General features: G+C 72.0%; 18 protein-coding genes. 9 read left to right on the forward strand and 9 right to left on the reverse strand.

Annotated features, from left to right (window positions below):
* Positions 1-39 precede the first annotated feature (39 nt).
* The 3 genes from ACWEN6_RS22980 to ACWEN6_RS22990 all read right to left on the reverse strand — a co-directional run bounded on the left by ACWEN6_RS22980 (position 40) and on the right by ACWEN6_RS22990 (position 3,682).
* Positions 40-1,137, reverse strand: coding sequence for a branched-chain amino acid aminotransferase (locus ACWEN6_RS22980; protein ID WP_452572625.1), 1,098 nt, complete (start codon positions 1,135-1,137; stop codon positions 40-42).
* A gap of 206 nt (positions 1,138-1,343) precedes the next feature.
* Positions 1,344-2,408, reverse strand: a complete 1,065-nt coding sequence (locus tag ACWEN6_RS22985; protein WP_452572627.1) for a 3-isopropylmalate dehydrogenase — start codon at positions 2,406-2,408, stop codon at positions 1,344-1,346.
* Positions 2,409-2,476: 68 nt separating this feature from the next.
* Positions 2,477-3,682, reverse strand: a complete 1,206-nt coding sequence (locus tag ACWEN6_RS22990) for an ROK family protein (RefSeq protein ID WP_452572629.1) — start codon at positions 3,680-3,682, stop codon at positions 2,477-2,479.
* A gap of 126 nt (positions 3,683-3,808) precedes the next feature.
* On the opposite strand from ACWEN6_RS22990, the gene ACWEN6_RS22995 reads away from it, so the two are divergent.
* From ACWEN6_RS22995 to ACWEN6_RS23010, 4 genes are read left to right on the forward strand one after another with little or no spacing between them, the layout of a single operon-like run.
* Positions 3,809-4,915: a sugar ABC transporter substrate-binding protein gene (locus ACWEN6_RS22995; RefSeq protein ID WP_354924870.1), complete on the forward strand. Its 1,107-nt coding sequence runs from the start codon at positions 3,809-3,811 to the stop codon at positions 4,913-4,915.
* Positions 4,916-5,635, forward strand: coding sequence for an ATP-binding cassette domain-containing protein (locus tag ACWEN6_RS23000; protein ID WP_452572631.1), 720 nt, complete (start codon positions 4,916-4,918; stop codon positions 5,633-5,635).
* Positions 5,632-6,825: a sugar ABC transporter permease gene (locus tag ACWEN6_RS23005; protein WP_452572633.1), complete on the forward strand. Its 1,194-nt coding sequence runs from the start codon at positions 5,632-5,634 to the stop codon at positions 6,823-6,825. Before ACWEN6_RS23000 ends, ACWEN6_RS23005 begins: the two co-directional genes overlap by 4 nt.
* Positions 6,822-7,754, forward strand: coding sequence for an ROK family protein (locus ACWEN6_RS23010; protein ID WP_452572635.1), 933 nt, complete (start codon positions 6,822-6,824; stop codon positions 7,752-7,754). Before ACWEN6_RS23005 ends, ACWEN6_RS23010 begins: the two co-directional genes overlap by 4 nt.
* 80 nt (positions 7,755-7,834) lie before the next feature.
* On the opposite strand, the gene ACWEN6_RS23015 is transcribed toward ACWEN6_RS23010, so the two are convergent.
* The gene (locus ACWEN6_RS23015; protein WP_354924863.1) at positions 7,835-7,957 is read right to left on the reverse strand and encodes a hypothetical protein; all 123 of its coding nucleotides are present in this window, start codon (positions 7,955-7,957) and stop codon (positions 7,835-7,837) included.
* A 515-nt stretch (positions 7,958-8,472) separates the two neighbouring features.
* Positions 8,473-10,062, reverse strand: coding sequence for a phosphoglycerate dehydrogenase (serA, locus tag ACWEN6_RS23020; RefSeq protein ID WP_354847344.1), 1,590 nt, complete (start codon positions 10,060-10,062; stop codon positions 8,473-8,475).
* Positions 10,063-10,595: 533 nt separating this feature from the next.
* On the opposite strand from serA, the gene ACWEN6_RS23025 reads away from it, so the two are divergent.
* Complete coding sequence (locus ACWEN6_RS23025; RefSeq protein WP_452572637.1) at positions 10,596-11,495, forward strand: hypothetical protein; 900 nt, start codon at positions 10,596-10,598, stop codon at positions 11,493-11,495.
* A 328-nt stretch (positions 11,496-11,823) separates the two neighbouring features.
* Positions 11,824-13,215, forward strand: coding sequence for an MFS transporter (locus ACWEN6_RS23030; protein ID WP_452572639.1), 1,392 nt, complete (start codon positions 11,824-11,826; stop codon positions 13,213-13,215).
* An 86-nt stretch (positions 13,216-13,301) separates the two neighbouring features.
* Here the strand turns inward: ACWEN6_RS23030 and ACWEN6_RS23035 are convergent, their stop codons facing one another.
* From ACWEN6_RS23035 to ACWEN6_RS23045, 3 genes are read right to left on the reverse strand one after another with little or no spacing between them, the layout of a single operon-like run.
* Positions 13,302-15,866: an FtsX-like permease family protein gene (locus ACWEN6_RS23035; protein WP_452572641.1), complete on the reverse strand. Its 2,565-nt coding sequence runs from the start codon at positions 15,864-15,866 to the stop codon at positions 13,302-13,304.
* A complete protein-coding gene (locus tag ACWEN6_RS23040; RefSeq protein WP_452572643.1) occupies positions 15,863-16,561 on the reverse strand; it encodes an ABC transporter ATP-binding protein in 699 nt (232 codons plus the stop codon). Before ACWEN6_RS23040 ends, ACWEN6_RS23035 begins: the two co-directional genes overlap by 4 nt.
* On the reverse strand, positions 16,551-17,135 hold the full coding sequence (locus ACWEN6_RS23045; protein WP_452572645.1) for a PadR family transcriptional regulator: 585 nt from the start codon (positions 17,133-17,135) through the stop codon (positions 16,551-16,553). Before ACWEN6_RS23045 ends, ACWEN6_RS23040 begins: the two co-directional genes overlap by 11 nt.
* Positions 17,136-17,224: 89 nt before the next feature.
* Here ACWEN6_RS23045 and ACWEN6_RS23050 point away from each other — a divergent pair, with 89 nt between their 5' ends.
* The 3 genes from ACWEN6_RS23050 (at position 17,225) to dacB (ending at position 21,071) form a co-directional block, all read left to right on the forward strand.
* Positions 17,225-17,767, forward strand: a complete 543-nt coding sequence (locus ACWEN6_RS23050) for a DUF1707 and FHA domain-containing protein (RefSeq protein WP_354847326.1) — start codon at positions 17,225-17,227, stop codon at positions 17,765-17,767.
* 298 nt (positions 17,768-18,065) lie between these two features.
* On the forward strand, positions 18,066-19,358 hold the full coding sequence (gene thrS, locus ACWEN6_RS23055) for a threonine--tRNA ligase (RefSeq protein ID WP_452572647.1): 1,293 nt from the start codon (positions 18,066-18,068) through the stop codon (positions 19,356-19,358).
* 144 nt (positions 19,359-19,502) lie between these two features.
* Positions 19,503-21,071, forward strand: coding sequence for a D-alanyl-D-alanine carboxypeptidase/D-alanyl-D-alanine endopeptidase (gene dacB, locus ACWEN6_RS23060; RefSeq protein ID WP_452572649.1), 1,569 nt, complete (start codon positions 19,503-19,505; stop codon positions 21,069-21,071).
* Between the two features lie 202 nt (positions 21,072-21,273).
* Here the strand turns inward: dacB and ACWEN6_RS23065 are convergent, their stop codons facing one another.
* Complete coding sequence (locus ACWEN6_RS23065; RefSeq protein WP_354847318.1) at positions 21,274-21,744, reverse strand: hypothetical protein; 471 nt, start codon at positions 21,742-21,744, stop codon at positions 21,274-21,276.
* Between the last annotated feature and the right edge of the window lie 135 nt (positions 21,745-21,879).

The raw sequence follows: 21,879 nt of genomic DNA on the forward strand, positions 1-21,879 counted from the left end.
CAGGACCCGCCCGGCCGTGGCGGCCGGGCGGGCGATGGGTCAGCAGATCTTGTGGACCCAGTTGTGGGGGTCGGGGCGGGTGCCGTACTGGACGCCCATGAGTTCGTCGCGGAGTTGGAGGGTGAGCTTGCCGGGGGTGCCGTCGCCGACGGTCCAGCCGCCGTCGACGCCCTTGACCGAGCCGACCGGGGTGATGACGGCGGCCGTGCCACAGGCGAAGACCTCGGTCAGCTCGCCGGACTCGCAGCCCGCCCGCCACTCGTCGATGGAGATTTTCCCCTCCTCAGCGGTCAGGCCGAGGTCGTCGGCCAGCGTGAGCAGCGAGTCGCGGGTGATGCCGGGCAGCAGCGTCCCGGTCAGGTCGGGGGTGAGCAGGCGGTCACCGAAGACGAAGAACAGGTTCATCCCGCCCATCTCCTCGACGTAGCGGTGCTCGAAGGCGTCGAGCCAGACGACCTGGTCGCAGCCGTTCTCGACGGCCTGCCGCTGCGCCACGAACGCGGCGGCGTAGTTGCCGCCGCACTTGGCGAACCCGGTGCCGCCGGGCGCGGCGCGGGTGTAGTCCTGCGACAGCCACACCGAGACCGGCTTGACGCCGCCGGAGAAGTACGCCGCGGCCGGCGAGGCGATCACCATGTACCTGTAGGTGCGGGAGGGGTAGTTCACCCCGAGCGCCGGCTGGGTCGCGATCATGAAGGGGCGCAGGTAGAGGCTGTGGCCCTCGGTGGTCGGCACCCATTCGCGGTCGGTCTGCACCAGCAGTTCCAGCGACTCCACGAAGGTCTGCTCGGGCAGCTCGGGCATCGCCATGCGGGCGGCCGACCGGTTGAAGCGGGCCGCGTTGGCGTACGGGCGGAAGGCCACGATCGAACCGCCGGACTGCCGGTAGGCCTTCAACCCCTCGAACAGTTCCTGGGCGTAGTGGAACACCGAGGTGGCCGGGTCGAGCGTCAGCGGCCCGTACGGGGTGAGGCGCGCGTCGTGCCAGCCGCGTCCCTCGGTGAAGTCGATGGAGATCATGTGATCGGTGAAGGTCTGCCCGAAACCGGGGTCCGCCAGTACGCGCTCGCGCTCGGCCGGAGTGCGAGCGGCGCCGGAGAGCTGCACGTCGAAGCTGAGCTGCTGAGCGGTCGTCATGTCGGATCCTTCTCTGCTCTGTCGGTCGCGCCTGCATCCATTCTGCGACGGACCAGGTAACGGGAAACTACTGCATCAAATGGGCATACGGGAGTGTGTCGGTATGGCCTTGCCCCGGTGGCTCACCTGGTGCGCAGAACGCGAAAACGCGCACGGCGGCCCCGGGCGGGGGCCACCATGCGCGTCGGTCGGCGTAGGGCAGCCCCTCAGCCGGTTACTCGTGCGGTGATGTCGTCGCCGATCTCGCGGGTGGTGCGCGAGACCCAGTCGGCCTGGCGCTCGACGAGGTCGACGGCCACGGCCTGCTCGATGCGAGCGGCCTCGGCGGTCAGCCCGAGGTGGTCGAGCATCATGGCGACCGACAGGATCGCCGCCGTCGGGTCGGCCTTGCCCTGCCCGGCGATGTCGGGAGCGCTACCGTGGACGGGCTCGAACATGCTGGGCGCCCAGGACGCCGACCCGGGCGTCGCGGGGTTGACGTTGCCGCTGGCGGCCAGGCCGATGCCGCCCGCGACGGCCGCGCCGAGGTCGGTGAGGATGTCGCCGAACAGATTGTCGGTGACGATGACGTCGAAGCGCTTGGGGTCGGTCACGAAGAACATGGACGCGGCGTCGACGTGGCAGTAGTCGGTGGTGATCTCGGGATACTCGGCGGAGACCCGCTCGACGACACGGGCCCACAGATCGCCCGCGTAGGTCAGCACGTTGGTCTTGTGGACCAGCGTGAGCTTCTTGCGGGGACGGGTCATGGCCTTGTCGAAGGCGTAGCGCACGACGCGCTCGACGCCGAAGGCGGTGTTCAGGCTCTCCTGCGTGGCGATCTCCTGCGAGGTGCCGCGGCGCATGACGCCGCCGGCGCCGGCGTAGGGGCCCTCGGTGCCCTCGCGGACGACGATCATGTCGATGTCGTCGGGGCGAGCCTTGCCGAGCGGGGTCTCGACGCCGGGGAAGAGCTTGACCGGGCGCAGGTTGACGTAGTGGTCGAGCTCGAAGCGCAGCTTGAGCAGCAGCTCGCGCTCGAGGACGCCGGGCGGCACGCTCGGGTGGCCGACCGCGCCCAGCAGGATGGCGTCGTACCCGCGCAGCTCGGCCAGGGTCTCCTCGGCCAGGATCTCGCCGGTGGCGTGGTAGTGGGCGGCGCCCAGCGCATAGGTGGTGGTCTCCACCTTCAGACCGAGGGCCTGGAGGACCTTCAGCCCTTCCGCGACCACTTCACCGCCGATGCCGTCTCCTGGGATGACGGCCAGACGGATGTCGTGAGAATCCCGCATGCACGTAGCCTACCGGTCCGTCTCGACGGCCGGGCACGTCATCTCACCGCTCGGACATGATCGGCGTGTCAGAGCGGGGGAACCTGGGCGACGGCCCGCTCGAAGACAAGGTCGCGGGCCGCGGTGAGGCCCACGGCCATCGCGCCGAGCAGCACCGCCTCCGTGCCGAGGTCGGACGCCTCGATCATGGGGACGCGCAGCGCCACCAGGTCGCGCAGGCAGTCGGTGACCGGGCCGATCAGCAGGTCGCCCGCTTGGACGCCGATGCCGCCGCCCAGCACGACGAGCTGGGGGTCGAGCACGGCGATCACCCCGGCCAGGGCGTGCGCGATGTGGTCGGCCTCGATGGCGACGACCCGGCGGGCGAGCGGGTCGGCGGCCCGGGCGGCGTCGAAGACGTCCTTCGCGCTGGTCACGCCCTCCATGCCGAGCCGGGTGGCGAGCGCGACCACGCCGTCGGCGGACGCCACGGACTCCAGCATGCCCCGGCCGCGGTTGACCAGCGGGTCTCCCTCGCCGACCGGCATGTAGGAGATCTCGCCGGCGGCGCCCTGCGCGCCGCGGTAGAGCTTGCCGTCGATGACGACGCCCATGCCGATGCCGGTGCCGATCCAGACCAGGGCGAAGTGGTCGACCCCCTGGCCGAGGCCGTAGGCCCCCTCTCCGACGGCGGCGAGGTCGACGTCGTTCTCCACGACGTACGGCGTGTCGGCGGCGACGCCCGCCAGCAGTTCGATCGCTCCCGGCCGGTCCCAGCCGGGGAGGTTCGGGGCGAGCTGGAGCGAGCCGGTCTCCTTGTCGTGGATGCCGGGCGTGCCGAAGACCGTCAGCGTGATGTCGGCGAGCGCCGCGCCCGCCTCGTCGACCAGTTCGCGGGCCAGGCCGCCCAGCCAGGCGACGAGCTCGCCGGGGGTCTCGCCGCCTCTGCGGTGCTCGTCTCTGCGGGCGGCGATGTCGCCGACCAGGTCGGCCAGGGCCAGCCGGACGAACTCCCTTCCGACGTCGACGGCGAGGACCCAGCCGGCCTGCGGCCGGATCTCGTACAGCAGGGCGGCGCGCCCGGTGTTGCCGGCGCGCAGGCCGACGGGCCGTACCAGGCGGGCGCGTTCGAGATCGGTCAGGGCCATGGAGATCGTCGGCTTGGACAGCCCGGTGGCCTGCGCGAGCTCGGGCCGGGACACCTTGCCCAGCTTGAAGATCTCCGCGAAGACCGCGCGCTCGTTCATGACGCGCAGCACCGCTGTCGTGCTGGCCGTACCGCCGCTGCTCACCACGCCCCCAGATTGGCACAGGCCGCCTCGTGTCACGGTCGCGCGCAAGTTTGTTAAAGACCTTGCCAAACGCGGCCCGCGAAGTCCAGCATGCTGCCAAGAACTCCTCGAACCACCTGAGAGGCAAGCATGAGGGCGAAATGGTTCGCGGTCCCCCTGGTCGCGGCGGCGCTGGCGACAGGCTGCGGCGCTTCCACCGGCACGACCACCTCCACCACCGGACAGGCCGGCACCGGCGGCGAGAACGGCGAGAAGGCCCCGACCATCGCGCTCTTCCTCCCCGAGTCCAAGACCACCCGGTACGAGTCCTTCGACCGGCCGCTGTTCGAGGCCAAGGTGAAGAGCCTGTGCCCCGACTGCCGGCTGCTGTACTCCAACGCCGACCAGGACGCCGCCAAGCAGCAGCAACAGGTCGAGGCGGCCCTCACCCAGGGCGCCGACGTGCTCGTGCTCGACGCGGTGGACGCCGCCGCGGTCGCACCCCTGGTCAACCAGGCCAAGCAGAAGAAGGTCCCGGTCATCGCCTACGACCGGCTGATCTCGGGCATCGGCTACGACTACTTCGTCTCCTTCGACAACGTGCGCGTGGGCGAGATGCAGGGCCAGGCCCTCCTGGACGCGCTCACCAAGAACGGCACGGCGGCCAAGGGCCAGATCGTCATGATCAACGGCGCGACCACCGACCCGAGCTCCGCCGACTACAAGAAGGGCGCCCACAACGTCCTGGACGGCAAGGTCAAGATCGGCCGGGAGTTCGACACCCCCGACTGGAGCCCCGACAAGGCCCAGCAGGAGATGGAGCAGGCCGTCACCGCCCTCGGCCGCGACCAGATCGTCGGCGTGCTGTCCGCCAACGACGGCATGGCGGGCGGCGCGATCGCCGCGATGAAGCGCGCCGGGTACGACCCGACACCGCCCATCACCGGCCAGGACGCCGAACTGGCCGCCGTCCAGCGCATCCTCACCGGCGAGCAGTACATGACCATCTACCTCGACATCAGGAGCGAGGCGGAGAAGTCGGCCGAACTGGCGGTGGCGGTCGGCAGGGGCGACAAGCCCGCCGCCGCGACCACGGTGAACAACGGCACCGCCGACATCCCCGCCTTCCTGCTCGACCCGATCGCGGTCACCGCGGACAAGGTGAAGGACACCATCGTGAAGGACGGCTTCTATAAGGCCGCGGACATCTGCAAGGGCGAGACGGCCGCCGCCTGCGCCAAGGCGGGCATCAGCTAGATGATCCGCGCGAAAGACATCTCCAAGCGGTACGGCGCGGTCCAGGCCCTGGAGGGCGTGAGCCTGGACCTGCGCCCGGGCGAGGTGGTGGCGCTCGTCGGCGACAACGGCGCGGGCAAGTCCACCCTGGTCAAGGCCATCTCCGGCGTCATCTCCCCCGACAGCGGGGAGATCAGCATCGACGATCGCCCGGTCCGCGTCGGCAACCCGCACGACGCGCAGGCCATGGGCATCTCCACCGTCTACCAGGACCTCGCCCTCTGCGAGAACCTCGACGTCGTGGCCAACCTGTTCCTCGGCTCGGAGCGGCGGCGCTGGTCCGTGCTCGGCCACATCCGCATGGAACGGGCGGCCCGCGACCTGCTCACCCAGCTCGACGTGCGCATCCGCGACATCCGGGTGCCGGTCGCCATGCTGTCGGGCGGCCAGCGCCAGTCGGTGGCGATCGCCCGCGCCCTGATCGGCGAGCCCCGGCTGGTCATCCTCGACGAGCCCACCGCCGCCCTCGGCGTCGAGCAGACCGCCCAGGTCCTCGGCCTGATCCGGCGGCTGCGTGACCGCGGGCTGGCCGTCCTGCTCATCTCGCACAACCTGGCCGACGTCCGGGCCGTCAGCGACCGCGTCGTCGTGCTGCGCCTCGGGCGCAACGCCGGGGAGTTCCGTACGGCCGACACCTCACAGGAGTCCATCGTGGCCGCCATCACCGGAGCCGCCGCATGAGCTCGACGACCGTGCGGCCCGCGCACAAGCCCTACAGCCCGAAGCGGGCCGTCGAACGGATGCGGCGCGGCGACCTCGGCGCCTGGCCCGTCGTCGGCGGCCTGATCGCGATCGCCGTCGTGTTCGGATCGCTGAACGAGCACTTCCTGTCACCGGAGAACCTGACCAACCTGGCCCTGCAGATGGCGGCCACCGGGACGATCTCGCTGGGCATCATCATGGTGCTGCTTCTCGGCGAGATCGACCTCGCCGCCGGCTCGGTGAGCGGCCTGTGCGCGGTCATCATGACCATCATGAACGTCCGGCAGGGCTGGAACCCGCTGCTCGCCATCGTGGTGGCGGTCGCGGCGGGCGCGGCGATCGGGCTGCTGCACGGCCTGCTGTTCACCAGGGTCCGTATGCCGTCCTTCGTGGTCACGCTGGCCGGGCTGATCGGATGGCAGGGGCTGCTGCTGTTCCTGCTCGGCGAGCGCGGCACCATCAACCTGCCCTTCGACGGATTCGTGGCGAAACTGAGCGACACGTGGCTGCCGCCGTGGCTCGCCTGGACGCTCGCCGTGGCGCTCGTCGGCGCCTACGGCGGCTCCCTGCTGCTCGGCCGGCGGCTCCGTATCGCCGCCGATCTGCCCGTCGGGCCCGCCTCCTGGGCGGTGGTGCGCGCCGGCCTGCTCGCCGTGGTGCTCGCGGCGGCGGTCGTCGTGCTGCAGGCCGACCGGGGCGTGCCGTTGCTGCTGGTCATCTTCGCGGCGCTCGTCGTCATTCTGGACCTGGTGCTGCGGCACACCGCCTTCGGACGCTGGATGTACGCCGTGGGCGGCAACGCCGAGGCGGCCCGGCGCGCGGGCATCAACGTGACCCGCATCCGCGTGCTCGCGTTCGTGCTGTCGGGTAGCCTCGCCGCGTTCGGCGGCATCCTGGCGGCCAGCCGCCTGTCGGCGGTCAACCAGAGTTCCGGCGGCAGCGACATGCTGCTGATGGCCATCGCGGCGGCCGTCATCGGCGGCACGTCTCTGTTCGGCGGGCGGGGACGGACCTACGCGGCGCTGCTCGGCATCCTGGTGATCCAGGCGATCACCAACGGCATGCTGCTGCTGAACCTCGACTCCTCGGTGCGCTACATGGTCACCGCGAGCGTCCTGGCCCTGGCCGTGGCGATCGACTCGCTGGCCCGCCGCGGAAGCACCCCGTGAGCCGGCGGGTCCTGCTCGGCATCGACTTCGGCGGCACCAAGGTCGCCCTCGCCACCGCCTCGGCGGACGACGTCGACCGGCCGCTGCGCAAGGTGCGGCTGCCGACCCGGGGCGACGAGGGCGCCCAGCAGGTGCTGCGCAGGTCCCTCGACGCCGCCGCTGAGCTCGCGGACCGGTCAGGAACGCTCCAGGCGGTCGGAGTGTCCACGTTCGGGGTGATCAGGGGTGAGACGGTGCGCCTCGCGCCGACCGTGCCCGGCTGGGAGGGGCTGGAGCTTCCCCGGCTGCTCCGGGAGGAGTTCGGCGACACGCCGGTCGCGATCGACAACGACGTCAACGCGGCCGCCGCCGCGGAACTGCGATGGGGCGCGCTCCGCGGCGTCGGAACGGGGCTCTACCTCAACCTCGGCACCGGCCTCGCGGCGGCGCTCGTGGTCGACGGGAGGGTGGCGCCGGGGGCGCACGGCGCGGCGGGCGAGATCGGGTACCTGCTCGGCGAGCCGGGAGACCCCGCGTTCAGCGAAGGCCACGCGCCGCTCGAGGAGATCATCTCAGGGCACGCGCTGGCGCGGCAGGGAGCGGCGCTCATGGGACGGCCGGTGAGCCCCGCCTCGCTCTTCGAGGCCGGCGACGATCCGGCGGTGCGGGCGCTGCTGGACAGGGCCGTCGCGGCACTGGCGATGGCGGTGGCCAACGTGTGCGTGGTGCTCGACCCCGAACGCGTGGTGGTCGGCGGCGGGCTGATGGGCGCGTCGCACCACATCATGCCCCGGCTGACGGCCGAGATCCGCCGGGCGGTCCCGTTCCCGCCCGAGATCACGGCGGCCAGGTTCGTCGACGACGCGCCGCTGTTCGGCGCACTGGCGCTGGCGCTGACCGCGAGCGGCCGCTCGGTACGGGAAGACGCGAGCCGGCCGGGAGGGGCGTGACCGCTGGTCGTCCAGCGGGCCGCGGGTCTCTCCGGCGAGCCGTCGGTTCTCCAGCGAACCGTCGGTTGTCCGGCAGGCCGTCAGTTCTCCGGCAGGCCGCCGTTGTCGCGGCGGTCGAGGGCCGTCTGCACGGGGTCGGGCGTCTCGTCCTCGTGGCGGTGCTCTTCGGTGGTGGGACTGTTCCAGGGATACATGTCGTACATGGCACGTCTCGCTCGCTGGTAGGCATGCGCGCGTCGGCGCACGCGGTCGGATGGGTCGGACGGAACTTCGACGAACCTCGATGAACCTCGATGAACCTCGACGGACCTCGACGGACCTCGATGAACACGCTGAAACAGCCGGATGGACTGGATCGACTGGATCGCGCGGATCTCGGATCGCGAACCCGCACTCCGGGCGACTCCCCGCTCCGGGTCACGGAACGAAAGGGCCGCGGGTCTCACAGCCGGGCGAACAGCGGCGTCACCGCGGCGGGTCGCCGGCCTGCTCTTATCAGACCCCGCCGCGGCAGGCAAGGACTACGAGTACCTGGCGCGTCATCTCCGACCACGTTACCTGCCAGTAGCGAGCCTGTCTGCTAGGAAGACCTAGTATCTCGATATGCGAGACAACAAAGGCCCGCCACCCGGACGGGCGGCGGGCCTTCGGCCATCGCTCAGCGTGCGAAAAGGGGTGCCGGCCTCCCGCGGAACCGAGCCGGGAGGCAGCGAGGTGATCAGTCGGCGAGGTCCACCGTGCGGCCGCCCTCGGCGCCGATCTCCTGGGCGATCTGGTCGACGACCTCGGCCGGGATGGAGGAGTCCACGGTGAGCGCGATGAGCGCCCGCCCGCCCTTGGCGTCCCGCGAGACCTGCATGGAGGCGATGTTCACCTCGCGCTCGCCGAGGATCTTGCCAACGATGCCGACGATGCCCGGCCGGTCGGCGTAGGTGAAGAACGCGAGGTGCTCGGTCGGCTCGATCTCCATCTGGAAGCCGTTGACCTCGACGATCTTGGTGATCTGGCGCGGCCCGGACAGCGTGCCGGACACCGACACGGTGCGGCCGTCGGCCAGCACGCCCCTGACGGTGACGACGTTGCGCCAGTCGGGGCTCTCGTCGCTGGTCACCAGCTCGACCGTCACGCCGCGGTCCTTGGCGAGCAGCGGGGCGTTGACGTAGGTCACCGAGTCCTCGACCACGTCGGTGAACACGCCCTTCAGCGCGGCCAGCTCGAGCACCCGCACGTCATGGGCCGCGATCTCTCCGCGGATCTCGACGTCCAGGCGGGTGGCGACCTCGCCCGCGAGGGCGGTGAAGACCCGGCCGAGCTTCTCGGCGAGCGGCAGGCCCGGCTTGACGTCCTCGGCGACGGCGCCGCCCTGGACGTTCACGGCGTCCGGGACGAACTCGCCGGCCAGCGCGAGCTTGACGCTGCGGGCGACCTGGGTGCCGGCCTTCTCCTGAGCCTCGTGGGTCGAGGCGCCGAGGTGCGGGGTGACCACGACGCTGTCGAGCTCGAACAGCGGGCTGTCGGTGCAGGGCTCCTTGGCGAACACGTCGATGCCGGCGCCGGCGACCCTGCCCTCCTTGATGGCGGCGTAGAGGGCGGCCTCGTCCACGATGCCACCGCGGGCGACGTTGACGATGCGGACCGACGGCTTGACCGTGTGCAGCTCCCGGTCACCGATGAGCCCGATCGTCTCCTTCGACTTGGGCAGGTGCACGGTGATGAAGTCGGCCTGCTTGAGCACCTCCTCCAGCGAGACCAGCCGCACGCCCATCTGCGCGGCGCGGGCCGGCTGCAGATAGGGGTCGTAGGCGATCAGCTCGACGCCGAACGGGGCCAGGCGCTGCGCCACCAGCTGGCCGATGCGGCCCAGGCCGAGGATGCCCACGACCTTCTCGTCGAGCTCGACACCGGTGTACTTGGAGCGCTTCCACTCGCCGTTCTTCAGCGCACCGTGCCCCTGGGCGACGTTGCGGGCGCTGGCGAGGATCAGGGCGACGGTGTGCTCGGCGGCGCTGGTGATGTTGGAGGTCGGCGCGTTGACGACCATAACACCGGCCTTGGTGGCGGCTTCCACGTCGACGTTGTCCAGGCCGACCCCGGCTCGGGCGACGACGCGCAGGCGGGGCGCGTGGGAGAGCGCCTCAGCGTCCACCTGGGTGGCACTGCGCACGATCAGCGCGTCCACCTCGGCGAGAGCGGGCAGGAACTGCGAGCGGTCGGCGCCGTCGGTGTGACGGACCTCGAAGTCCGCTCCGAGCACGGCCAGACCAGCTTCGGACAGCTCCTCTGCGACCAGGACGACGGGCTTGTTCACGGGTAGTCCTTTGGGAAGTGCGGATGCACGGACAAGGTTCGAGTCTATCCGGGCTTGTGAAAGCACTCACGAGCGTCCGCCATCCGAGACGCCACGCCGCCGACGGTTACACCGGCATTCGGGGACGAACGCCGCGATCCGGCCACCCGGGGTCCAGAACGGCGCATGCGGGTCCAGAACGGCGCCGCGATGGCCGCGACGGGTGCGCGACCGCGTGGTCGGAGTATGCGGATCGAAGGACCGGGCGGCCCCTCCCGGGCGAGCGGGCACCCGCCCAAGGCGCGAGAGGCCGGTTTCGTCCCACTATGCGAGACGATTCCGCCGACCCCGGCCGGCCTGGGAGGTAGGGCGACCTGGCCGATCTGTCCGATATGCGAGAATTGATGCCGCCTCCGAACCGTCCAGCATGTGAGACGCGGGCCGCTTACCCACCTGCGCGGGATTCCACGCGCGAGCCGCCATCTTGGTATTGCTCACAACATTTCTTGACGATTAGGCTGATAAGCCGTGTCCTACTACCTATCGTTTGTCGTATGAGCATCGGGAACCCCGCTCTCGGAGAAGTGCTCGCGCAGCACGGCAGCCCGCACCGACTACTGGCGGCTCTTGCCGAGTGGGGCATCCTGGTGGCCGTGCGCCCCGACCGGTCCGTCGTGCTCGGCACGACGCAGGCCGGTGATCGCGTCCTGCTCGGGTACACCGGCCCGAACACCTACGCACGGCACCGCGGCAACCACTCGTTGTCGGCGTGCGACGCCGACACCATCCTCGACATCCAGCGCGTCACCGGCGTGCGGGAGATCGTCATCGACGCGGCGGGGCCGGCGGCGGCGGCCGTCCCCATCGAGGACCTTCAGCGCTATCTCGCCTCCACGCGGAGCGGCCAGCACGCGCCGGCCCTGTCCAGCGCGTCGCCCACGGCCTACGCCACCGGCGCGATGGCCACGGTGTCCCGCCACAGCACCGTGCCGAGCGCGCCGGCCTTCGGGCGGAACGAGACGCTGACCGCCCCGGTGGCGCAGAGCGCGCACGACGCCCCCGCGAGGGCGTGGATCCCCGCTCCGCGCCCCCACCTGTCGGGGCCGATGCAGCAGGTCGATCCCGGGTACAAGCGGTGCGCCCATCCGATCCTGCCGGCGCTGCGCGTGGCGATCTCCGAGCTGCTGCGCGACTTCCCGCTGGTGCACCACGTCTGGATCTCCGAGGCCCGCACGGTCTCCGGCTCCTCGGGGATCATGCTGCACGTCAAGGTGCACACCCGTGACGCCGAGGACATCGTCCGCGACCTGCACCGCATGGTCCGCGCCCGGCTGCCGCAGCTGGCGGCCAGCGAGGCGCCGGTGCTCATGGCCCGCGTGGCGGACGCCAACACCGAACGCCGCATGATCGAGCTCGGCGCCCACGTCGTGTGCGCCGACGTCTCCGACTGCTGACCCCGGCCGCCCTGATCCCCGGCCACCGCCGAGCCCGGCCGCTGCCGATCCCCGGCCGCCATCGCGGCCGGCGGCTGCCGTTCCACGGCCGCCGTCGAGCCCCGCGCGGCCGGGGACGGGCGACCGCCTGCCGTCCCGCGCCCGCGCCGCGCTCTGACTCCGGTTCCTGACTTTCCGGCCCGGCCCGCGCCGCCTGCCGGAAGCCCCGAAACGGCCGGGCCCGCCGCCTTGACCACGCGTCGGCGAAACACCGGTGCCCGCACGATCGTCACCGAGCTGCGGCCCGGGAGGGCTGGCGGCCAAACGCTTGCTGGTCTGTAATGGCGCAATGGTTCCTTCGACCACGGCGACTCCCGTCACGGCCGTCCCGCGCAGCGTCCGGCTCGGTTACGGTGTGGGCTCGTTCTGCACCGCCACCTTCAGCGCCATCCCCGGCCTGCTGCTGCTGTTCTACATGACCAACATCCTGGCGGTCCCGGCGCTGCTGGCCGGCGTCGTGGTCTTCGCCCCCAAGGCGTGGGACCTGGTCATCAACCCGCTGGTCGGCCAGTGGTCGGACCGCACCGTCTCCCGCTGGGGCCCGCGGCGGCCCTGGCTGCTGGCCGGCGCGGCGATCCTGCCGGTGGCCTTCGCGCTCACCTTCTCCGGCCCCCCGCTGACCGGCACGCCGGCCGCCCTGTTCGTCGGCGTCTTCTTCCTGCTGGCCGCCACCGGGTACGCGCTGTACGAAGTGCCGTTCAAGGCGATGCCCGCCGAGATGACCGGCGACTACCACGAGCGCACCTCGCTGCTGCAGTGGCGAATGATCTTCGTGGCGCTCGCCATCGCGCTGAGCGGCATCCTCGCCCCGGCCATCGCGGCGCACTCGCTGGACGGCTACCGCACGATGGGCATCGCCTTCGGGGCGCTGCTGCTGCTGTCCATGCTGGCCTCCTTCCTCGGCACGGCCAGGGCCCCGATGACCGGCGCCGTCGAGCCGGAGGCGAGCCTGCGCACCCAGCTCGCCGCGGCGCGGGCCAGCCGGCCGTTCATGTGGCTGCTCGGCCTGTCCAGCGCCCAGACGCTCGCGACCGGAGTGATGCTGGCCGGCGCCCCGTACTTCGCCTCGTACATCGTCAAGGACGTCTCGGCCACCAGCACCCTGTTCGCCGCTCTGGTGGGACCCATGCTGGTCACCATGCCGCTGTGGGTGTGGGTGGCGCGCAAGATGGATAAACGGGGAGCGATGCTCCTGTCCGGCGCGCTGTTCCTCGTCGGCGGTCTGGCGACCGCGCTTACCCCGGTCTTCGGCGCGCTCTACGCCCACCTGGCGACGCTGGTGATCGGCGTCGGGTACGCCGGTGTGCAGTTGATGCAGTTCTCCATGCTGGCCGACGTGATCGCCTACGACTCGGCGCGCAGCGGCAAGCGCAGGGGCGGGGTGTTCACCGGCCTGTGGACGGCCGTGGAGAGCGCGGTGGCCGCGCTCGGCGCCGCCGTGGTCGGCGTGGTGCTCGGGGTCGGAGGCTTCGTGTCCTCCGACCCCGAGCACCCCGTGACCCAGCCCGGCAGCGCCCTCACCGCGATCATCCTGGCGCAGGCCGTCATCCCGGCCGTCATCGTCGGCCTCGGCATCTGGATGACGGTCAAGTACGACCTCACCGCCGACGACCTGGCCAAGGCCGACACCGCCGAGCCCTCCACCGCGGACGGCACCGCCTCCCGTGGCACCCCGGCCTGACCCGGCCTGCTGGTCGACGGCCCCTGCCCCGTGTGCGAGGGCAGCGGCCGCGGCCCTTGCGCCCCGCGCCTGGCGAGCCGGCCGCCTCAGGTCGTGCGGCGAGGCGGTGTGACCCGGGCTCGGGTGAACGCCGCGGCGACCAGACCCGCCAGCAGGGGCAGCGCGACCACCAGCGCGGCGATGGAGCCCCACGGAACGGTGATGGGGTTGTAGACCCGCACTCGGTGCGCGATGGACGTCGACTCCATGGCGGCCACGCCGAGGGACAGACCCGCGAGCGTGCCGGAGGCCATCCCCGTCACGGCCACGAACCACGCCTGCCCGAGCGTCACCAGCCGCCGCAGGCCGGGCGGCGCGCCCACCGCGCCGAGCGTGGCCAGGTCCGGCCGGGCGTCGGCCACGGCCAGGCCGGTGGCGGCGAACGTCCCGCCCAGGACCAGGACGACGGCCGCCCCCGCCAGGACCAGCAGCGTGACCTCCATCGGGTTCATCGGGCCTCGCTCGACGTAGACGTAGACGCTGGACCGCCATACCTTCGCCAGGCTCTGGATCTTGTCCACCTCCTCCGGCGTCACCCGGTGGCGGCCGGGGTCGACGACGAACCCCGCGAGCCGCGGCCGGAAGCCGAGCTCCGTCGCCGTCCGCGTCGGCACCAGGACGTCGGTGACGGCGGCGCGAGTCGCGCGCACCTCGACGGCCGGAACGCTGACCTCGCGGGGCTCACCGCCGAGCACGCGCAGCCGCACCGCGCCCGCACGCACCGCGCCGGGCCGGAACACCAGGACCTTGCCCGCCGCCAGGGCGGCCGCCGCTCGGGGGTCGTCGCGGCCGGCGAGATAGCGTGCCAGGTCGGGCCCCCCGATGCGGGAGGCGTTGCCATCGTACGGGCTTCCGCACTCCGTCCTGATCGCGCAGTCGGCGAGCTGCATCCCGTAGGCGTCCACGTTGTCCGCGGGCCGGTACACCTCGGCCAGCGGCACTCCCGGCAGCGCGCTCCGCAACGCCGTGCGCACGCGTTCGGCCCGCTCGTCCGTCGGCTGGCCGATGTCGACCGTCAGTGCGCCGGCCACCTCCTGGGGGTGGTAGTCGTGCAGCCAGCGTGTCTCCGCGCTGGCCGCGGCGATCATGCACCCTGCCAATCCGGCCGTCGCGGCGGCCACGGCGGCGACCGCCGGGGCGGTACGTCCCCGGTTGCGCACCGCGTCCCGCGCGGCCAGCCGGAACGGCAGCGGCAGGCGGGCGGCGAGCCGGCCCGCGACCCGCACCAGCCATGGGGTGAGCAGGACGAGCCCCACCATCGTGCAGAGCGCTCCGGTCGCGAGGCTGAGGTCGCTCAGCAACGAGATGACGCGGCGGTTCGCTCTCCAACCAAGAGTCATCACGAAGCCGGCGGCGACGAGCGCGAGGCCGGCCAGAGGAAGGCCGTTCCGGACTCGGGCCTGCGCCGGCCGTCCGGCCAGCGCCGCGACGACGTCGGCGCGGGCGGCCCGCCGGGCGGGCACCACCGCGGCCGCCACCGCGCTGCCCAGGCCGAGCACCGCGGCCGCGGCGACATAGCGGATCGGCACCTCGTACGGTCCGGCGATGGCGCCGTTCACGCTCTCCAGGATCGGGATGACGGCGCGTGCGGCGGCGAGCCCCGCGGCCACGCCGAGCACCGTGGCGACACCGCCGAGCACGAACCCGTCGGCGAGCACGATGGACCGCAGGTGGCGGGCGGAGCCGCCCTGCGCGGCGACCAGCGCCAGCTCGCGGCGGCGGCGCCGGATGCCCACCGCGAACGCGGGGCCGGCCAGCAGGACGATCTCCAGCACCACCATCGTCACGACCAGCCCGCCGACGGCCAGGTCCACGGGTCTCATCCTCGGAGCCGACCGGATGCGCCATGAAGTCCCGGAATCCCTGCCGGTCACCACGGCACGGGAGGTCACCGACAACCCTTCGGCGTTCAACCGCCGCACGTCCTTCCATCGCACGGGCCCCGGCGTGTCCACCAGCCATTCGACCGCTCGCGCGCGCGCCTCGGGCGCGGGGAGCGTGACCACCACGTCGAGGTCGAGGCGGTCGGCGTCGTCCACGACCCCGACGACCGGATGGTCGGTGGCCGAGCCGGACAGCCGGATGCGCGACCCGAGCGGAGCGCCGTGCCGGGCGAGCCAGGAGGACACCACGACTTCGTCCGGGTTCGCAGGGAACCGCCCCTGCCGGAGCGGATAGAGACCCCGAGTCAGTGGGTCACGCAGGTCGAGCTCGACCACCCTGGTGGGGTCGAGAGCAGGGCCCGCGTAGAGCTCCCGTCCGGGCGTGATCGGCACAATGCGGCTGCCCGGAGGCAGCAGTGCGGCCAGCCGGTCCGTCGTCACCGGCCGCGCCTTCTGCGCCGCCCCCGCATCCTTGAGTGTCCAGAATCGCCCCGTATCGTCCTGCTGCACCGGCCGGCCCGGCGCCCTGGCGACGATCCGCGCGTCCGACGTGCCCAGGTCGCGGTCCAGCCGCTCCCGAGGGGTCAGGTCGAAGGTCACGAGGAGGACGGCCGTCGCCGTGACCGCCAGGACGGGCAAGCCGATCATGATGACGACCAGGGCGCTCCTGCCCTTGAACCGCCGGGCGTCCCGCCAGGACAACCGCAGGGCCGCTCGCAGCCCGCTCACGCGGTCACCGCAGTGGTGCTGTCGGCGATCGCGCCGTCGCGCAGGAAGACGACGCGGTCGGCCCAGGCTGCCAGGCGGGGTTCGTGGGTGACCAGCAGGACGGCGGCGCCTGCGTCGCAACGGGCCCGCAGCAGGGCGAGGATGTCCTCACCGGTCGCCGAGTCGAGGGCGCCGGTCGGCTCGTCGGCGAGCAGCAGCCGCCGCTCCCCCACCAGCGCGCGGGCGATGGCCACCCGCTGGCGCTGCCCGCCGGAGATCTCGTCGGGGAAGCGGTCGGCGACCTGCGCCACGCCCACCTCGCCGAGCGCCGCCACCGCTTCCTGCCTGGCCTGGCGGGCGCGGACGCCGTCCAGCTCGCGTGGCAGCATGACGTTCTCGGCGGCCGTCAGCGAGGGGATCAGGTTGAGGTCCTGGAAGACGTACCCGACGTGCCGCCGTCGCAGGCGCGCCAGTTCACGGGCCGACAGCGCGCCGAGGTCGGCGCCCTCGACGGTGACGTCACCGGCCGTCGGGCGGTCCAGGCCACCGGCGACGTTGAGCAGGGTGGACTTGCCCGATCCGGACGGACCCATCACCGCGACCAGCTCACCGGGGGCGACCTCCAGGCTCACGTCTCTGAGGGCGTGCACGGCTCCGGCGCCCTTGCCGTGGATGCGCGCCACGCCGGTGAGGCGGACGACGCGGTCAGTCGTCATTGGTGGTCTCCTGAGAAGTGGCGGGTACGGCCTCGGTGGTCTCCGGTGAACCGGCGGACACGACCGTTTCCCTGGATGTGGCCAGCACGGCCTCACAGTGGTCGAGCCAGCGCTGCTCGGCCTCGGCCTGGAAGATCATGGAGTCGAGCACCAGCCGCTGCGCGGCCCCCGTCACGGCGCGCTTGGCACGGGTGAGCTCCTGCAGGGCGCGCATGGTGGCGGTGCGCTGGGTCTGAACGACCCGCCGGACGTCGGCCGCGGGCGCGGTGACCGCCATCGCCAGCTTGATCACCAGCTCGTCCCTGGGCCGGTCGGCCTGGGCGATCGGGGTGGCGAACCACCGGTCCAGCTCCGACCGGCCCTTGTCGGTGAGCGCGTACACGACGCGCCCCTGATCGTCCTGCTCGCCGGGCGCCACCATCCCGTCGCGCTCCATGCGCGAGAGCGTCGTGTAGACCTGGCCGATGTTGAGCGGCCAGGTCGCTCCCGTGGACGCCTCGAACTCGGCGCGCAGTTGGTAGCCGTACCTCGGCCCCTGTGACAGCAGGGCGAGCAGGCCGTGCCTGATGGACATGAATACCGAGTATGCATACGCAGTATGCTCGCCGCAACAGATCCCGCATAATCTGGACACCTCACCGTTGCCAGCCTGATACTCGGGACATGAGCTCGACGCACCCGCCTGTGCGCGCCTCCGATGGGGACCGCGATCGCGCCATCAACGAGCTCCGCGATCACGCCCTCGAGGGTCAGATCTCGCACGACACCTTCCTCGGGCGGGTCGACCGCGCGCTGCGGGCCCGCAGCCAGGTCGAGCTCACCGATCTGGTCTCCGACCTGCCGCCGTCCGGGAGGTGGCGCCGCCGGTTGACCGAGGCGGTGGCCTCGGTGTCCGACCTGACCACGCGCATCGAGACGGCCTGGCGCCGCCCCCGGCTGCCCCGGCTGGCGCTCCCCGTCGACAGCCGCACCCGCTACGTCGTGGGCCGCGGCTCAGAGTGCGACCTGGTGCTCACCGACCTGACGGTCTCGCGCGTGCACGCGGAGCTGCGCCGCGAGACCGAGTCGTGGCTGCTGGTCGACCTCGGGTCGCTCAACGGCACCCGGCTGAACGGCTGGCGCCTGGTCGGCCCGGCCCGGGTCCGCGAAGGCGACGAGATCTCCTTCGGCGAGTGCGCCTTCGTCCTCGCCCCCCCGGTGGCCTGACCTCCGTCGTCCACGAACCGGCGCCGCGATGCCGGCACCGCCCGGACACCGAGACCGAAGGCCGCATCGACCGATCACGGCCCGAAGGAAACGGGCGAGTCTCCAGGGACCCGCCCGTCCGTCCGTTCTCCGGACCACGAGTAAGCGACTCGTTACCGCGTGCCCGCCGCGCGGGCGTCTGCTACCGTGACCGGCATGAAGCGCGCTGGTTCGACGACGCCGCCGAGGAGTGTCCCGGCGCGCTGACAGCTGACTCTTAGTCCGAAGCCCCGGGGCGAGTGCCCCGGGGCTTCGCCGTGTGGTCACCCGCCTCGACACCCGCGAGGAGACCACGATGCAGATGCACGACCACCGCAGACTCGGCCGAGAGCTCGGCCTGTTCGACACCGACCCGCTGATCGGCGCGGGGCTGCCGTACTGGCTTCCGGACGGCGCGGCCGTGCGGCACGCCCTGGAGGAGTACATCCGCGGCGCCGAGCGCCGGGCCGGCTACCGGCACGTCTACTCCCCCGTGCTGGGCAAGAGGGAGCTGTACGAGATCTCCGGGCACTGGTCCCACTACAGCGACGACATGTTCCCTCCGATGGACCTGGGGGGCGAGCAGATCGTGCTGCGGCCGAGCCTGTGCCCGCACCACGCTCTGATCTACCGCTCCCGGGGGCGCAGCTATCGCGACCTGCCGCTGCGGATGGCCGAGCTGGGTGGCATGTACCGCTCGGAGCTGTCGGGCGTGCTGGGCGGGCTCACCCGCGTCCGGGCGATCCAGCTGAACGACGCGCACATCTTCTGCACCCTGGACCAGGTCGAGGAGGAGGCCGCGGCGGCGCTGGCGATGATCGTCAGGGCCTACCGCGCCCTCGGCATCCGCCCGGCACGCTACCGGCTGTCCCTGCCCGGGCCGGGCGGCAAGTACGTCGCGGGCGCCGAGCTGTGGCGGCGCTCCACCGACCTGCTCGTCGGCGCGCTTTCGGCCTCCGGGCTCGACTACGAGGCCGCCGAGGGCGAGGCGGCGTTCTACGGCCCGAAGATCGACGTCCAGATCGCCGACGGCGCCGGCCGTGAGTCCACCCTGTCGACCGTCCAGGTCGACTTGCACCAGCCCGAGCGGTTCGACCTGCACTACGTCGGCCCGGACGGCGCCCGGCACCGGCCGGTCATGGTGCACCGCAGCATCATCGGCAGCGTGGAGCGGGCCGTCGCCCATCTCATCGAGGTGCACGGCGGCGCCTTCCCCGCCTGGCTCGCCCCCACCCAGCTCACCGTCCTGCCGGTGTCGCAGGCCGAGGTGCCCCGCGCCGACGGACTGCTGCGCCGCTGCGCCGAACTGGGGCTGCGCGCCGAGGTCGCCGGGCCCGAGCACGGCAGCCTGGGAGCCCGCGTCCGGGCCGCCCGGCTGGTGCCCTACCACCTGGTGATCGGCGCCAGGGAGGCCGCCCGCGACGAGGTCGCCCCGCGCCTGCGGGACGGGCGCCGCCTGGACGCGCTGCCCGCCGCCGAGATGCTCGCCCGGGTGCGCGCCGTGGTCGAGGCGCACAGCACCGATCTGTGGGACGACGCCGCCGCCCCGGACGACCAGGGCGTCCGCCCCTGACACACCGGCGCCGACCGGCCGGGCGGCGGCGCCGGGGTCGCGGGGGTAGGAGATCACCGGGTGGACATACGTAGGTTTCCGTATTGTCGGCCGGAGCGGTGTTGTCGATGATCCCACCAGGCCGAGCCCTCATGGAGGCACCCCGTGCACAGACGTAGACAAATCACCACATTGCTGGCAGCCGCCGCCCTGACGGCCACGCTGACGCAGGCGACCGGAGGCGCGCCCGCGAGCGCGGCCGACCCCGCGCCCGGCGTTGCCGACCTCACCAAGGACATCGACCAGGTCCTCAGCGCGTCCAACCTGGTGGTGGCCCGCGCCGGGGTGGTGGTCAAGAGCGCCGCGACGGGCGAGCAACTCTACGCGCAGGACCCCGGGAAAATCTTTCTGCCCGCCTCCAACACCAAGCTGCTCACCTCGGCCGCCGCCGTGGACACCCTGGGCCTGGACTACCGCTTCACCACCAGCGTGCTCGGCACGGGCCGAAAGGCGGGGTCGGCCCTCACCGGCGACCTCTATCTCAAGGGCACCGGCGACCCGACCATGCTCGCCGCCGACTACGACGCGCTGGCGGCGAAGGTCGCCGGCGCCGGCGTGAAGCTCGTGACGGGCCGGCTGGTCGCCGACGACACCTGGTTCGACGACGTGCGGCTCGGCACCGACTGGGCCTGGGACGACGAGCCGTACTACTACGCGGCCCAGATCTCGGCGCTCACCGCCGCACCCGACACCGACTACGACGCGGGCTCGGTGATCGTCTCGGTGGCGCCCGGCGCCGCCGCCGGCGCGCCCGCCAAGGTGACCACCACGCCCGAGACCGACTACGTGAAGATCGAGAACCACGCCACGACCGGCCCCGAGACCGACATCACGGTGAACCGCGTGCACGGCACCAACACCATCGTGATCACCGGCACGGTCGCCGACACCTACGACGAGTGGGTGGCCGTGAACGACCCCACCGGGTACGCCGCCTCGCTGTTCCGCAAGGCGCTCGCCAAGCACGGCGTACGCCTGCTCGGCCCCACCACGCGAGGCGCCGCGCCGGAGGGGGCCAAGGCCCTGGCCACCCGCGAGTCGATGCCGCTCTCCCAGCTCCTGGTGCCGTTCCTCAAGCTCAGCAACAACATGCACGCCGAGATCCTGACCAAGGCGATGGGCCGCAAGGTCTCCGGCAAGGGCACCTGGGACGCCGGCCTGGCGGTCACCACCGCCTTCGCCAAGGCCAACCGCGTCAAGAACGTGCGCCTGCGCGACGGCTCGGGCCTGTCGCGGCTGGACGGGGTCACCACCGGCGAGCTGACCGACTACCTCATCGCGCTGCGCGCCAAGCCGTGGTTCACCACCTGGTACGACGCCCTGCCGATCGCCGGCAACGCCGACCGCTTCACCGGCGGCACGCTGCGCAGCCGCATGGCGGGCACCGCGGCGGCGAACAACGTGCACGCCAAGACCGGCTCGCTCACCAGCGTCTCGGGCCTGTCGGGCTATGTGACCAGCGCCGACGGCGAGCCGCTGGTGTTCTCGATCATCACCAACAACTACCTGACCGGCAACCCCAAGCCGGCCGTCGAGGACGCCATCGCCGTACGCCTCGCGCAATTCAAGCGCGACACTCCCGTCGACACCCCCGCCCAGCTCAGAACCGCCACCCCCACCACCCCCGACGGCCCCGCCCGCGAATGCTCCTGGCTCAAGCCCACCCCCTGCTGACCGGCCCGTGACCTCGGGCCCGGCTTCGACGAGCCGGGCCCGAAGGCAGGCGTCCGCGAGCCGCCCGAGGGGGATTTCCGGGCGCCCCACGCGGCATGATCAAGAACCACGTCCGGAGAACCAGGCCGAACTGCATGTTCCGCGCCATGTGACCGGCCGGGTGACCGTCCGTGCGCCTAGGTCGAGGTTCGGGCCGGTGAGGTCAGCAGCGGCCGCGACGGGTGGGGCTGTAGACCGGGCGGTTCGCGGCGACGACCCACGCCTCGGTCATGTAGGTGAACTTGTTGCCTCTCTTGCAGTTGGCGTAGAGCGTCCGAGGGCCAGGCCCGCGCCAGGTGATGTACTTGATGGTCTGCCAGCCCCATGCGCGCTTGCGCATCAGGTTGGTGCCGAAGAGCACGCCGCGGCAGCCGGGCGCCCAGACGGTGGCGGCGATCTTGCCGGGACGCACCTCGGGGCGGTACATGTGCAGGCATGCCGCGGCCCGTCCCATCGCCTCCGCGGCGGCGGCGGTCTCCTTGCCGCGGGCGGCCTGGACGGCGGTGCTCTGGAACGCCTGGGCGGCGGTCGAGCTCAGGGGAACCGAGGAGGTGGCCGCCTGGACCGTCGGCGCGGCGGTGATCGTGCCGGCCACCAGGACGGCGCCGAGCGCGACGCTTCTTGCAACGTGCATTGCGTGAGTCCTTCCGCTGAGGTGTCTCGCCTGGATCGGCCAGGCACAGCCAGCTCACCTGGGCGGAAAGGTGTCCAACAAGCGGCGCAACACTATTGGACGCAATTGACTGATCTCGTACGGCGGGCGTAAGAC

This window comes from Sphaerisporangium sp. NPDC004334 (assembly GCF_053602655.1).

Excerpts from the sequence above, each read along its gene's own strand:
- ACWEN6_RS23015 (WP_354924863.1), bottom strand. The coding sequence starts at position 7,957 with ATGTACGACATGTATCCCTGGAACAGTCCCACCACCGAAGAGCACCGC.
- ACWEN6_RS23040 (WP_452572643.1), bottom strand. The coding sequence starts at position 16,561 with ATGACGACTGACCGCGTCGTCCGCCTCACCGGCGTGGCGCGCATCCAC.
- ACWEN6_RS22985 (WP_452572627.1), bottom strand. The coding sequence starts at position 2,408 with ATGCGGGATTCTCACGACATCCGTCTGGCCGTCATCCCAGGAGACGGC.
- ACWEN6_RS22980 (WP_452572625.1), bottom strand. The coding sequence starts at position 1,137 with ATGACGACCGCTCAGCAGCTCAGCTTCGACGTGCAGCTCTCCGGCGCC.
- ACWEN6_RS23050 (WP_354847326.1), top strand. The coding sequence starts at position 17,225 with ATGAGCTCGACGCACCCGCCTGTGCGCGCCTCCGATGGGGACCGCGAT.
- ACWEN6_RS23045 (WP_452572645.1), bottom strand. The coding sequence starts at position 17,135 with ATGTCCATCAGGCACGGCCTGCTCGCCCTGCTGTCACAGGGGCCGAGG.
- ACWEN6_RS23025 (WP_452572637.1), top strand. The coding sequence starts at position 10,596 with ATGAGCATCGGGAACCCCGCTCTCGGAGAAGTGCTCGCGCAGCACGGC.
- ACWEN6_RS23000 (WP_452572631.1), top strand. The coding sequence starts at position 4,916 with ATGATCCGCGCGAAAGACATCTCCAAGCGGTACGGCGCGGTCCAGGCC.
- ACWEN6_RS22995 (WP_354924870.1), top strand. The coding sequence starts at position 3,809 with ATGAGGGCGAAATGGTTCGCGGTCCCCCTGGTCGCGGCGGCGCTGGCG.
- ACWEN6_RS23030 (WP_452572639.1), top strand. The coding sequence starts at position 11,824 with ATGGTTCCTTCGACCACGGCGACTCCCGTCACGGCCGTCCCGCGCAGC.
- ACWEN6_RS23005 (WP_452572633.1), top strand. The coding sequence starts at position 5,632 with ATGAGCTCGACGACCGTGCGGCCCGCGCACAAGCCCTACAGCCCGAAG.
- ACWEN6_RS23065 (WP_354847318.1), bottom strand. The coding sequence starts at position 21,744 with ATGCACGTTGCAAGAAGCGTCGCGCTCGGCGCCGTCCTGGTGGCCGGC.